The sequence below is a fragment of the Labrenzia sp. THAF191a genome (genome assembly GCF_009363335.1).
GTDB classification, from domain to species: Bacteria; Pseudomonadota; Alphaproteobacteria; order Rhizobiales; family Stappiaceae; genus Roseibium; species Roseibium algicola.
This window is the reverse complement of the sequence record NZ_CP045333.1, coordinates 675801-689006: the sequence shown is the minus strand read 5'-3', so window position 1 is coordinate 689006 and position 13206 is coordinate 675801. Positions and strand designations below refer to the sequence as shown.

Genomic DNA, 13206 nt, shown 5'->3' with positions numbered 1-13206 from the left:
CTCCCGGGATCGCGGTTTCCGCTGATCCTGCCGCTATCGAAAGCGGGCCGGCGGGGCGAGAGGCGGAAAATCCGGTCTCGTCACAGGTCGCCGGAAAAGGCGCCCTGCCGAAATTCTCTGGTCGTTCCGTAAAGAACTGATGGCCTGAGGCCACATGCGTTCCGGATGCACAAACAGGGGCGCACCGGTGGTGAACCCCTTGTCCTTATCAGGCACCCCTGGCGCGGGAGATGATATCCACAGCCGCCTGGAACGCGGTCTCTATATCCATTTCTGTCGTATCAAGCAAGACCGCATCGTCCGCCTGGCGCATTGGAGCCACGGTTCGCCTGGAATCGCGCTCGTCCCGGCGCTTGAGATCCTCCAGAACGGCGGCATATTGCGCGTCCTGCCCCTTGGAGACCATCTCGTCGGTCCGGCGCTTTGCGCGGGCCTCGGGAGAGGCGGTCACGAACAGCTTCACAGTTGCATCGGGGCACACCACTGTGCCGATGTCGCGCCCGTCGAGAACGGCGCCGGGAGGCGTCTGGGCGAAACGCCGCTGCAGCTTTACCAACTCGTCGCGAAGGCCGCCGAGAACCGCGATGCGTGACGCCGCTTCGCCGATCTCGTGCGCCGACAGGACGGACTTGTCCATCTGGGCCAGATCGAGATTATGGGCAATCTCGATGGCAACACCTTCGTCGCCAAGCGGCAGGCCATTGGCCAGAAGCGCGGCCGCAACCGCGCGATAGGTCAGCCCGGTGTCCAGGTGCCGCAGTCCGAAATGATCTGCCAGCCGGCGGGAGAGGGTCCCCTTGCCGGAAGCCGCCGGTCCGTCGATTGCGATGATCATGCGGCCTCGCTGGTGTTTGCGGAAATCTTAGCGCCAAGGCCGTCGAAGAGACCGGTGAAGGTCGGAAAGCTGGTTGCGATCACAGCGCCGTCGTCCACCGTCACCGGCTTGTGGGCAGCCATGCCCAGCACCAGGAAGGACATGGCGATGCGGTGGTCGAGATGGGTCACCACCGTGCCGCCACCGATCGCATCGGCACCACCGGTCACGGTCAGCGTGTCCTCGGTTTCAACGCAAGGGATGCCGTTGGCTTCCAGCCCGCGGGCAACAGCGGCCAGGCGGTCGGATTCCTTCACGCGCAGCTCCTCGAGCCCCGGCATGAACGTGTCGCCTTCGGCAAATGCGGCGGCAATGGCCAGCACCGGATATTCGTCGATCATAGACGGCGCCCGGTCGGCCGGAACAGTGATGCCCTTCAGCTTGCTGGCCTTCACATGCAGATCGCCCACTTCCTCGCCGCCCGTTTCGCGGCGATTGACGATCGATATGTCGCCGCCCATTTCGATCAGGGTGGTGATGAGACCGGTGCGGTGCTCGTTCAGGAGAACGTTTTCGATGACGACGTCCGAACCCGGCACGATCAATGCCGCCACCAGGGGGAAACCCGCCGAGGAAGGATCGCCAGGCACGTCAATGTCCTGTGGCTTCAGTTCAGGCTGGCCCTGCAGCTTGATCACGCGCTCGCCGGCCTCGTTCACGGTTACGGAAATGTCGGCGCCGAAACCCTTCAGCATCTTTTCCGTGTGGTCGCGTGTCGGGATCGGTTCGATGACGGTGGTTTCGCCAGCGGCATTGAGGCCGGCCAGCAGAACGGCCGATTTGACCTGCGCCGAAGGCATGGGCACCCGGTAGGTGATCGGCAGTGCCTGCTCCGGGCCGCGGATGGACGCCGGCAGACGGTCGCCGTCGCGGGCAATCACGTTGGTACCCATGTCGCGCAGCGGGTTGAGCACACGGCCCATCGGCCGTTTGGACAGGGAAGCGTCGCCGACAAATGTAGCGGCGATGTTGTGGCTTCCGAAGATGCCCATCGTCAGGCGCACGCCGGTGCCGGCATTGCCGAAGTCGATGACATGCTCCGGCTCAAGCAGGCTGCCGAGGCCGATCCCGTCGACGGTATAGCTGCCGTCCTCGAGCTTGGTGATGGTTGCGCCGACAGCACGCATGGCGTCAGCCGTGGCCAGCACGTCTTCCGATTCAAGCAGACCCTTCACGGTGGTACGGCCGACGGCAAGCGCGCCGAACATCAGGGATCTGTGTGAGATGGACTTGTCGCCGGGCACGCGGATCGTGCCGGTCAAGGGGCTGCCCAGGCTGGAAGTCAGAGGCTTGGGCGCAGAATCGTGTGACATTTTCAATGTCCGCAAATTGGATCGGTTGTCAAAAGGTGACACGTCCTATCATGTGGATGCGCCTGCGTCATCCGTTCAGACCGCCCGAATCCGAACTTCGCAAGATTTCCCGGCATTGGCAGAACGACAAGCAGATTCAAACGTGTGCCGGTCTGCAGGGCGTGTGGGTAACGCGGTCAGGTGCTTGAAATTTGAGCCACAACGTGCAGAACAATAATCCGAAGAATGTTTTTCGATTGATTTGCCTTTGACACCGGAACGGCTTGAGGCTATGGGGCGGCCCACGAATTCAAGTCGATTGCATAACGAAGAAGGGTGAGCACAGTGGCAAAACCTGAACTTGGCACAAAGCGGCTCTGCCCGAGCTGCGGCGCCAAATACTACGATCTCAACCGGAACCCGGTCACCTGCCCGAAATGCGGCACGGTGTTCGAGGCGGTCATGACCTCCCGTGCCGCGAAGGCTGCGAAGGTCGAAGAGACGCCGGAAGACGATGAAGAAGAAGACGATGTCGCAGCTCCGGAAATCGTGACCTTGGAAGAGGCCGATGCGGAAGCGGAAGGCGGCGACGACGATGTGCCGGATCTGGAAGATACGGACGTCGATCTCGACGACGACGAAAATAGTGACGACGACGACGTCTTTATCGACGATGAAGACGAAGACGAAGAATCCGTTCCGGGCATCCGCGTCGAAATCGACGAAGATCCGGATCGCTAAGCTATTGTCCGGACAGGCTTTTCAGTCTGTCCGGGCTTTTCCACAAGTGGCAGAAAAGATCCTGATATTTTCTGCTTGATCTTGTGTGGAGGTGTGACTATAACCCGCCTCCATCGACGCCGGCACCCAAACCGGCTCTCATATGGAACATGGGGCCATAGCTCAGTTGGGAGAGCGCTACAATGGCATTGTAGAGGTCAGGGGTTCGATTCCCCTTGGCTCCACCATTCCTTTCTTTCCTCGAAAAATTTGCATTTTGAGCCGAACAGGCAGTGGGCTGTGTGCGGGTTGGCATTGCCGCGAGCTGTCGCCGATTGACCGTTCTGCCGCCACCGGGAAGCCGTTCCCGAACCCTTGCATCGCATCCCAGCGGTTGTTGGCACGGACACCTTCCACATATCCAGACCCATTGTCAGATTCGCCGATTAACGGCATTGAAACAATTCACCGCTAGTGTTTCCCGGCATGAGATAAGGTCGTTTCGGTCAGACAGTTCGACGGAAACGGCTTCTTTGTTTTCAGGATGTGAACAGGTTTTTCCGATGCCGGCCGAGCGCAATTTCAGCATATGGATCGACCGTCTTTCCAGCGGTTGCTGACGGTGGCTTCATGAAGGACGCCGGGAGCGCATCTATCGTCGTGGAACGCGACGGCAAACAAAAGTCAGGGTCGTCTTCCTTGAACCGTTACAATGCGATTGCAAAGCGCTTCTCGGGATTTGCCCTGATCTCCGGCATAGGCTGGTGCCTGGATTTCCTGACCATGGCAACGCTCACGCAGAGTGGGCTGCCCGTGTTCTGGGCAAACTTCATCGGTGCCTTCTGCGGCGTGACCTTCGTTTTCTTCGTTGCCGGCAAGCACATCTTCGAGAAGGCCGGCAACAGGTCGACGACAGTGCTCCTGGCACTCTACTGGATCTGGCAGGTTGTCGCGGTGACCGCCGCCTCGGCTCTGACGGCCGGGTTGAGCTGGGCCTTGATGTCGTTGCTGGTCACAGTTGACGGCACTGCCTTCGTTGCCGGTTTGGGACTGAAGCCAGTGACCTTGTGCGGGGTCACGGCCAAGATGCTGGTTACACCATTCACCCTTGTCGCGAATTTCTTTTTCATGCGGTTTCTGCTCGAACACCGCAAGTCAGATTGAGGTGGCCTTCATGACCGGCCGGGTTCTCGTTTTCATTCCCTGCTACAATTGCGAAGCGCAGATCCCGCGTGTGCTGAAGCAACTGGAGGCACCGGAGGTTCAGGCTGTCGTTGATGGTGTCCTGTGTGTCGACAACCGGTCGACGGACGGCACGCGCGAGGCGGCACAGGCGGGGTTGGCGAAACTCGGATATGCCGAAACGGCCTTGCTGCACAACGACGACAATTACGGTCTCGGCGGTTCGCACAAGGTCGCGATCAATTTCGCGATGGTGAACGGCTACGACTATCTAGTGGTGCTGCATGGTGACGATCAGGGTGCGATTGCCGATCTGGTGCCGCATATCGCGGCCGGCCGTCACAAGGATCTCGACTTTCTGATGGGCGCACGCTTCATGAAAGGCTCCAAGCTGGAGGGCTATTCCTTGCTGCGCACGGCGGCCAACCACACCTTCAACCTGATCTTTTCGGCAATCAGCGGCCGGCGTCTCTTCGACCTCGGCTCCGGACTGAACCTGTTCAAGGTAGAGGCCTTCAAGTCCGGCTTTCACCTGAAATATGCCGACGACCTGACCTTCAACTATTACCTGATCCTGGGTGTTGTCCGGAACCGGTTCCGACTGGGGTTCTTTCCGCTCACCTGGCGCGAAGACGACCAGATATCCAATGCGAAGCTGAGCAAGATGGGCTTCCAGCTTCTGCGCATTGTCAGCTTCCGTCTGTTCAAGCCGACCGCTTTCTTTGCGACCGATCACCGGCAGACACCGCGCGCCGCCTATCCCTCGACGCGGATTGCCTGAGGTGGGGTTTGTGCGGACATCTCCACGCTTGCGGCAGGCCAGGTTGCCGGCCGGCCTCGCCCTGCATTACGCGGTCCTGTTCCTGCCGTTCGGTCTCGCGATCTGGTGGCTGGCCGAGCAGGGGTTGGGTGAGCTTGCGGGCAAGCCGTGGCAGGCGCTCCTTGTTGCAGGCGGCATCTATCTCGGCTCGCATTGTGTGCGCGCTGTTCGTCTTGCGATCATGGCTTCGCGGCTGCTCGGCATTTCCGGGCGCTCCAGCGCGCTGCTGCATCTGGTGACCAGCCAGGGCGCCCTCGTCATTCCCTTCAAGCTTGGTGAGATCCTGAGGCTGCACCAGCTCTGGTATCTGGGCAAAAGCTTTCCCGGCGCGCTGATCATCATCCTTCTGGAGCGGTTTTTCGACGGGTTGATGATCCTCGTCCTGCTCGTCGTCGTTTATGCCTACCACGGTCCGCTGGCCACCGGGCCTATGGTCCTTCTGGCCGTCACCAGCCTTGCAGTGCTGGCGGGCCTTGTCGTCTTCGTGCTTGGCCCCGGCATCCTGCGGGCCGTGCAACATTATGTGGTTCTGAACCACCGGAACCCGAATTCCTTGCGGCACCTGGGTCAGCTGGACGGATTGCGTCAGATCACGACACGAGGGGCCGATCTTTTCCGCGTACAGGGACCGGTGCTGCTGGTCATGTCCATGGTCATCTGGGGCCTGGAAGCATTGGCGGCGACTGTGCTGGCATACACCTCCGCCAATTTTGTCGAAACCAGCGGGATCGTGCTTCTGGCCGAGCGGGTGTTCGAGGGGCCAGTTGCCAGTTTCCAGGGCGCCATCGGAGCCTGGAGCAGCCTGTGTCTTCTGTCCCTTGCGCTGGTCTGGCCGCTTGCCATGTGGATCTATCTTCCGCGAGTGCGCAACGAGCCGCTACGTGCCCAGAACAGGACCGGTGCCTTATGACGAAAGCACTTTCCGTAATCCTAGACGACCGGGATCCACCGGCAGAAAGCGTGCGGGCCGCGCTTGGCGAAGTCCGGTTCTCCGACATCATGCGCCGCCGCCAGACACTGGCGAAGGAGCTGACGGCCATGTCCCTGGAGGCCGGTGCGGAAACGGTGGAACACCTGATGTCGCCTGAAAGCGGTGTCGAGCTTGCAGACCGCATCCGCGACCGGGGCGACGCCGCAATCTATCTGCGCGTGCCGCTCTGTCTGCCGCCGCTCGATCCGGAAGGCTTTTCGGTGCTGGTGCGCAAGGCCGGATACGCCTTGAAGACCATGCTCGCCAGCCCGGTCATCAATGATGAGGCCGTCGCCGTTCTGTTCCATGCCGAAGCCGCGTCGCTTCTATGCGCGGAAACGCCTGAGGCCCGCCGTCTCCTGCTGCTGTCGTTGCGCGATCGTACGGAGATCATCACGGACCACGCCCGCTTCATCGATATCCGCGAGCCGCGCAACCTGATGCTGTTTCTGTCCGGTGCGACAGAACTCCGGCATTTCAATTCCGCCCGTTCGGAAGACAACGTCTTTCACAAGCAGTCCACCGACATTGCAAAAATGCGTGCCGAGCACGGCTTCTTCCATGCCGCACCGCCTGAACTGCAACGTTTCCTGCTGCCCACGTTCGGGTTCTGGGAAGACGGCAAGAAGGCCGGCTACCAGATGGAGCATCTGGCGATCCCGGATGCGGCGTTGCAATGGGTGCATCACTCGTTCACGGAAGGTGATTTCAAGGTCCTGCTCGATCAGATCTTCAACTACCTGAACGCCAGAACGCCGGGAAAGAAAGACCGGGCACGGGCCGAAACCCAGATCCTGGAAAAACTGGACAAGCGGCTTGCGGGGTTCCTGGAGACGGAGCGCGGCAGACAGACCAACCAGATTCTGGAAAAAGCCGGTCCGCGCGGTGGATTGCCCGACATGCTGGAGCAGGCACGGCCCTTCATTCGAAAGGCGGTCGGCACGACGGATCAGCTGGTGTTTTCCCACGGCGATCCGTGCTTTTCCAACGTCCTGTTCGACAGGCGGATCGGGCTGATGCGGCTGATCGATCCGCGTGGAGCGTTGTCCGCGGACGATGCGATGATGCATCCGCTTTATGATGTCGCCAAGATTAGTCACTCCATTCTGGGCTGCTATGACTATGTCAACAACGGGCTGTTCCGCGTGTATCTGAACAAGGAACTGCGGTTGGAACTCGACTGGGCGATCGCGCCTCCCGCGGATTGGGCCGAGCGGCACTTCTGCGACAGGCTGGAGGCGGAAGGCTTCGACATCGCCCATGTGCGTGCGGTCGAACTTTCGCTGTTCCTGTCGATGCTGCCGCTTCACACCGACCACCCCGACAAACTCGTCGGCTTTGCGCTGATCGCGGCCTCGATCCTCGATCAGCTTGAAAGCGGACAGAAACGGCAGAGAAAGGCCAGCTGATGAGCGGCGTAGTAGCGATTACGATGGCCGGGATGGGCAGCCGTTTCACCAAGGCGGGCTACGACCGTCCGAAGTATGAAATCGAGGCGCTCGGCCGGCCCCTGTTCGACTGGTCCATGCTCTCGATGGAGGCCTACCGCGAGGCGGGCTGGTCGTTCTGCTTTGCCGTGCGCAGCGGATTGAACGCGCCCGATTTTCTGACAGCCCGCTGCAAGGCGCTCGGCATTCAGGTTGACGGCATCGTCGAGCTTGACGAACTCACCGACGGCCAGGCGACAACGGCTCTGGAACTGGTTGCCACGGCTTCGGAAAACCAGCCACTCGCCATCTTCAACATCGACACCTACGTGGCGCCGGGTGCGATGAAGCCGGCAGACCCGGCGGTTTGTGCCGGGCATGTGCCGTGTTTTCCCGGACCGGGTAACGGCTGGTCCTTCGCACGCACCGATGCGGATGGACGTGTGGTGGAGCTTCGCGAAAAGGAGCGCATTTCCGATCATGCGACCGTCGGCCTTTACTGGTTCGACAGCGTCGCCCGCTACCGGGACGTCTATGCCCGCTTCTTCCGCAACAGCGGCGAGGAGAAGGGCGAGCGCTACATCGCGCCGATGTACAACCAGATCATCGCGGACGGGGCGGCTGTCTCCATCAGTCAGCTGGCGTTCGAGGATGTCGGAATGCTCGGTACGCCGGAGCAACTGGAGGCATTCATTGCCTCACCGCCGCCTTCCGCAGCAAAGTGGACGATTGCCAAATGATTGCCCTTTCGACTTATGCCTTTGCCATCCTGCTGTTTCCGGTACTTGTCGCAGTCTGGTATTTGCGAAAGGACCATGCCTCCGGCTTTATCGGCTTGCTTGGCCTGTTGGCCGCGGGTGTGCTGATTGCCGTCAGCGCGACGCTGCCGCACCTGTTCTTTGATCACGAACGTTACCTGCACGATCTTTGGACCGCCTTCGATACGGCAAACAAATCTGCCTATGGTCAGGCCTCCAGCGTCGATTATTTCAGTCCGATCGGACCGGTCTATGACTGGGTTTTCCGGATAGCGGTCGAGCTGCGCCCGCAGGATGCGACTTCGGTTCCCCTGGCAAGTGCCATATTCGGACTGGGAACCTTCGTTCTGGCGGTTCTCACTCTGACGAGACAGGTGAGTTTCGGCACGCTTGGCCTCGTTCTGCTGGTGGCGGTCGCGACAGTCGTGACACCGCGCGAACCGGACATGATCTTTGCCCAGACCAGCATGAGCTGGCTTGCCCCCTATAACCGTTGGGCGGCGGCCCTTGCAGCTGTCGTTACCGTGGCCTTTTGCTGTCCTCCGGGGCGCAGGGGCGTGCCGGAGGCTTTGCTGCTGGGCTTTTCGATTGCCGTCGTCTTTCTGATCAAGGTCACATTCGGCGCTGCCCTCGTGGGCTTGCTGGTCGCGGCAACGGTGTTCCGGAACGTCTCGATCAAGCATGCAGTTGTGGTCTTGATCGGCCTTGCGGCGTCGCTTGCGGCCGCAGAGCTGGTGACGGGCCAGGTCACCGCGAACCTCGCGGACATCAAGACCGTCTCCGGATTTGCCAAGGAAACCTGGCGCATCATCAAGCTGATTACCCAGCTTGGGGAGGCTGCGGTCTGGGCCATCGGCAGCGCTGTGCTTTATCTCCTGCTGTGCGAAAACAGTGCTGAACCCAAACGCTTCACACCTGTCGTCCTGATCCTGGTCGCCGCTGCCATGGCCTGCGTCATTCTCATGCAGAACCATTGGCTGTCGGAAAGCCCGGTCTATGCAATGCTTCCGATCATCGCCGCACAGTGGGCAGGTCTATTCCGCAAGGGGGATACAGCGGCGGTCTCCGTCGAAAGACAGTCGAAGGCCCTGACGCTGAAGATCCTGTCGGTCCTCACCATTGCAATCGCCCTCATCTATCCGGCTCGTGATGGCGGCGCCATGGTCGCGCAATTCCTGCAAAGCCGGCAGTATCCGGCAGACGAACGGCTGGCCAATACCGGGCAGGCAGGCTTCGTGCTGCATCCGCGCTGGCTGGAACAGCCTGATGAGGAAGTAACCGTCGACTACAACAGGATGCTGGATGGTTTCAGCCTGCTGCAGGAAGTCGGGGCTGCAGATCCGGATGCCGGGCCTGTACTGGCTCTCAACTTCGCCAATCCGTTTCCGGCCCTTCTCAACAAGCCTTCACCCGCCAGGGTGCCGATCTGGTTCCACAATGGCAGAACCTTCTCCAATGAGATCCATCAGCCGGAAGAAGAGTTCTTCTCCGATGCGGAGTTCGTGATCCTCGGTCATGGCGACCCGTCCGGAGAAGCGCTTTGGGAAATCTACCGGCCGTATGTGCAGGAGCACTACGAAGAAGCCGCCAGCAGCCCTTCCTGGACCGTCTACCGAAAGAAAGGTCAGGACGGTCAGAACCTGTAACACCGATAAATCGGCCGGCGCAAAGATAGACAGGCTTCGCGGTCAGCCGGCTGCGAAGCCTGTTTTGACGTCAGTTTTTCGGTGCGTTGTCGAGCAGGGTGTCGATCTCCGATTTTGACATGCGGACGAACTCGTCCGGCCGGATGGCGCGGTCGTCTACATAAAATCCTTCATGTCCGCACCATGGCTTGCCGACGAAGATCTCGTCATAGGGAATGTCGTGCTTTTGCAGCCACTCGATGATGATCGGCACCGTGTGCGCCGTGATCTTGCCGACATTGTTTTCATGAGTCCGCATGTTGCGTGCGGTCTGGATCACGATCTCGAAGCCCTGTTCCTTGTACTCCCGCAGCTTCTCGATGAGGGGCAGGTTCGGTGAGACGTTCCTGTAGTCGGAAGTGTCTGCCAGGGTCAGGGTTCCGTCCAAATCGATAACAAGGCGCTTTATGGGTTCAACTCCCCGCTGGTCCGGCTTCTCAGAACCCGGAAGGTCATGAAAATTGTTGTTCGGGGTTTTGCTATATCCAAAAATCATCAAGGCCGAGTAAAGCGCCCCTCCGTCTGTCGTCTCGCCGTCGTGATCGGCTTTTATGATCAAGATGAAGCCAGGGTCGTCACATTGTGCGGCACCTGAAATTCGCAACGCTGTCACATGCCCGTAATACCCGCCCGCTAGAACCCGCTTTGCACACGTGTGCAAAACATGTTTATTCTTTCCACATGGCACTTCCGGGAGGGAGGTGTCGCAACACAGACAGCAGGCGAAATACGATGAGCATTCTCGTTTCCAAACTGCGCCAGTCCACAGCGGCTGCCGTCCTGGCTCTCACCACCGCGGCTTTTGCCGGAGACGCCCTGGCAAAAGACCTCACCATCACCGTCTGGGCAGGCGGTTCCAATGACAGCGACGTCTACCGTCTCGATGCTATCGAGATGGCAGCTGACATCCTGTCCCGCGAATATGCGATTGCTGGTGAAGACCTGAACATCACTGTCGAAAAGAAGCGTGACTTTGCCGGTTGGGAGGAATTCAAGCAGGCCGTGACCCTGGCCGCTGAAGCCGGCAGCGCCCCGAATATTGTTGTGACCAGCCACCTGGATATCGCTCCCTGGAGCCAGTCCGGCCTGATCGTTCCTGTCGAGGATTATGTCGACATGGACACCTGGCCGATCAACAACATCTACGAAAACCTGCTCGATATCACGACCTACAACGGCGTCGTCTACGGTCTGCCGCAGGATGCCGAAAGTCGTCCGTTCTTCTTCTGGCGCGAAACTATGAAGAAGATCGGTTACACCGATGAAGAGATCGACGCGCTTCCGGCCAGGGTCGAAGCTGGCGAATACACGCTCCAGAACGTACTGGAAGACGCCAAGAAAGCCGTCGACATGGAAATCGTCGAAGAAGGCTACGGCTTTTATCCGCGCGTTTCCAACGGTCCGGATTATGCCCAGTTCTACCAGTCCTTCGGCGGCGAACTGATGGACAGCGAAACCGGTAAACTGATCCTGGACAAACAGGCGATGACCGATTTCTACCAGTTCTTCGTGGACGCTGTCGACGCGAAGGTGACCCGCAAGAACCACATCGGCACCGAGTGGGACCAGTGGTACGCGGAAGTGGCATCCGGCAAGGCGGCCCTGTGGCACGGCGGCACCTGGCACTATGCGCGCTACACCGGCAAGGAAGGCCTTGACGATTTCTTCGCCAACATCCAGTTCTCGCTCATTCCGGCAGGCAATGAAAACGGCCAGGCCAACACCATCACCCATCCGCTGGCCTATCTGCTCACCAAGCAGGACGATGAAGACGATATCGAGATCGCCGCACAGCTGATCAAGATCGCGTCCGAACCGCGCATCAACACGCTGCATGCGATCAAGTCTGCACACCTGGGCATCGCCCGGGAGCAGTCCAACATCGAGCTTTACGCCAACGACCGTTGGGCGGCCGAAGCGACCCGTCGCCTGCTGCCGCACGCCAATGCACAGCCGAACAACCCGAACTACGGCAAGTTCTCGGAGATCATGTTCAAGGGTCTGGAAACAGCCTGGACCGGCACGAAGTCTCCGGCTGACGCAGTTGCCGAAGTGGAAGCGGAAATGACGGCCGTGCTCGGCGACGACCTGATCGTCCGCTAAGCCATCCATCCTCCATCTGCCTTGCCGGGCGGTCCGCCGCCCGGCTTACATTTCAAGGGGACAAGATGCGACGCGCGCACCTGCTCGGGCTGGGGTTCATGGCCCCTGCGCTCTTCATCATTGTGTTTCTGTTTCTGGCGCCGGTGGCGCTGACAATGATGTTTTCCTTCACCAGCATGAGTTCCGGTACCGGCATTTCTTCCGGCGGTGCCTATGAGGTTACGGAACGCACGATCCGGATGCTCAAGGACCAGGGGTTTCCAGAAGCCACGGCAGATCGTCTGGCCGAGGACACCTACAAGATCGACGCGGCCGGTATCGCAGCCGTCGAAGCCGAATACGGCAAGGCTTTCGCGCAGGAGATCGAAGCCAGTTTGTCCGGCAAGAGTTTTGCCGGCCGGCGTGACCTGGAGCGCGAACTGAAGCGCCTGAAGGAACGCCCGCGCTCGACACGCGATCTGAAGAAAGCCGCCGATCTCTTCAAGCGCTCGATCCTCAACACGCGGTTCGAAACAAAAGAAGCTTTCATGACGGGCATTGGCGAGCTGGGGCTCGGCCTTCCGGAAAGCGAAACCGACCAGCTTGCCAGGACCGCCTATACCGGCTGGGTCTGGACGACGGAAAACTACAGCCTGATCGCCTCGCTGCCGTCTTCGCTCCGGGCTGCCGGCAACACGCTGATCTACGTATCGCTGACGCTGTCCTTCAACATCGGCTTCGGTCTCTTCCTGGCTGTGACGACCTTCTATCTGCCGGCCGCGGCCGCAACCACATTCCGGACGATATGGTTCCTGCCGCGCATCCTGCCGCCTGTCATCTACGTGATGATGTGGAAGTGGATGGCCTGGGACACCGGTTTCCTGTCCAGCTTTCTGGCCCATTTCGGCGTGCCGCCGCGAAACTGGATGCTGCATTCGGACATCAATGCCTGGGTGGTTGTCATCCTCATCAACGGTTTCGTCGGGGCGTCGCTCGGCATGATCCTGTTTTCCAGCGCCATCAAGGCAATTCCCGAAACCATGCTGCATGCAAGCGAAGTGGATGGCGCCAATCGCCTCCAGCAGATCCGCTACATCATTCTGCCGCAGCTCAGATGGCCGATCCTGTTCACCACCGCCTATCAGACGCTCTCGTTGCTGACCTCCTTCGACTACATCTACCTGTCGACGGACGGCGGACCGGGCAAGGCAACCGAAGTGTGGGCGCTCTACACCTTCCACACCGCGCTGAACAACTATGGCGGAGTTCTGCAATACGGTCTCGGGGCTGCGCTGGCGATGGTCCTGGTCGTCATCGGCATTGCCGCATCGCTGATCTATCTGCGCCTCTTCAATTTCAACGAACTCGTGGCCAAGCCGCGTATCGAGCAATAGGG

Annotated in this window: 12 protein-coding genes and 1 tRNA gene; 10 read left to right on the top strand and 3 right to left on the bottom strand. The window is 59.9% G+C overall.

Features of this window, described 5'->3' with window-relative positions; all coding sequences use genetic code 11:
* Positions 1 to 208: 208 nt before the first annotated feature.
* Positions 209 to 835: a (d)CMP kinase gene (gene cmk, locus FIV05_RS03225; protein WP_152508655.1), complete on the bottom strand. Its 627-nt coding sequence runs from the start codon at positions 833 to 835 to the stop codon at positions 209 to 211.
* The gene (gene aroA, locus FIV05_RS03220) at positions 832 to 2187 is read right to left on the bottom strand and encodes a 3-phosphoshikimate 1-carboxyvinyltransferase (RefSeq protein ID WP_173013757.1); all 1356 of its coding nucleotides are present in this window, start codon (positions 2185 to 2187) and stop codon (positions 832 to 834) included. The genes cmk and aroA overlap by 4 nt, the downstream gene beginning before the upstream one ends.
* 324 nt (positions 2188 to 2511) lie before the next feature.
* Between aroA and FIV05_RS03215 the strand changes: the two genes are divergently transcribed.
* The 8 genes from FIV05_RS03215 to FIV05_RS03180 all read left to right on the top strand — a co-directional run bounded on the left by FIV05_RS03215 (position 2512) and on the right by FIV05_RS03180 (position 9689).
* Positions 2512 to 2907, top strand: a complete 396-nt coding sequence (locus FIV05_RS03215) for a TIGR02300 family protein (RefSeq protein ID WP_152508654.1) — start codon at positions 2512 to 2514, stop codon at positions 2905 to 2907.
* Positions 2908 to 3058: 151 nt separating this feature from the next.
* Positions 3059 to 3134, top strand: a tRNA-Ala gene (locus FIV05_RS03210).
* Positions 3135 to 3516: 382 nt separating this feature from the next.
* Positions 3517 to 4050, top strand: coding sequence for a GtrA family protein (locus tag FIV05_RS03205; protein ID WP_152508653.1), 534 nt, complete (start codon positions 3517 to 3519; stop codon positions 4048 to 4050).
* Between the two features lie 10 nt (positions 4051 to 4060).
* Entirely contained in the window at positions 4061 to 4849 is a 789-nt protein-coding gene (locus FIV05_RS03200; protein ID WP_152508652.1) for a glycosyltransferase family 2 protein, read from the top strand.
* A 10-nt stretch (positions 4850 to 4859) separates the two neighbouring features.
* Positions 4860 to 5798 (top strand): lysylphosphatidylglycerol synthase domain-containing protein, encoded by a 939-nt coding sequence (locus tag FIV05_RS03195; protein WP_173013756.1) that lies wholly within the window; start codon positions 4860 to 4862, stop codon positions 5796 to 5798.
* Positions 5795 to 7267: a hypothetical protein gene (locus FIV05_RS03190; RefSeq protein WP_152508650.1), complete on the top strand. Its 1473-nt coding sequence runs from the start codon at positions 5795 to 5797 to the stop codon at positions 7265 to 7267. The genes FIV05_RS03195 and FIV05_RS03190 overlap by 4 nt, the downstream gene beginning before the upstream one ends.
* On the top strand, positions 7267 to 8025 hold the full coding sequence (locus tag FIV05_RS03185; RefSeq protein WP_055657259.1) for a glycosyltransferase family 2 protein: 759 nt from the start codon (positions 7267 to 7269) through the stop codon (positions 8023 to 8025). Before FIV05_RS03190 ends, FIV05_RS03185 begins: the two co-directional genes overlap by 1 nt.
* On the top strand, positions 8022 to 9689 hold the full coding sequence (locus FIV05_RS03180; protein ID WP_152508649.1) for a hypothetical protein: 1668 nt from the start codon (positions 8022 to 8024) through the stop codon (positions 9687 to 9689). The genes FIV05_RS03185 and FIV05_RS03180 overlap by 4 nt, the downstream gene beginning before the upstream one ends.
* Before the next feature lie 70 nt (positions 9690 to 9759).
* On the opposite strand, the gene FIV05_RS03175 is transcribed toward FIV05_RS03180, so the two are convergent.
* Positions 9760 to 10116 carry a hypothetical protein gene (locus FIV05_RS03175; protein WP_286202260.1) on the bottom strand — a complete coding sequence of 119 codons (357 nt, stop codon included), beginning with the start codon at positions 10114 to 10116 and terminating at the stop codon, positions 9760 to 9762.
* 344 nt (positions 10117 to 10460) lie between these two features.
* Between FIV05_RS03175 and FIV05_RS03170 the strand changes: the two genes are divergently transcribed.
* Together FIV05_RS03170 and FIV05_RS03165 are read left to right on the top strand one after the other, a co-directional pair.
* Positions 10461 to 11831 carry an extracellular solute-binding protein gene (locus tag FIV05_RS03170; RefSeq protein WP_152508648.1) on the top strand — a complete coding sequence of 457 codons (1371 nt, stop codon included), beginning with the start codon at positions 10461 to 10463 and terminating at the stop codon, positions 11829 to 11831.
* Positions 11832 to 11896: 65 nt separating this feature from the next.
* A complete protein-coding gene (locus FIV05_RS03165) occupies positions 11897 to 13204 on the top strand; it encodes a sugar ABC transporter permease (RefSeq protein WP_152508647.1) in 1308 nt (435 codons plus the stop codon).
* Positions 13205 to 13206: the final 2 nt, after the last annotated feature.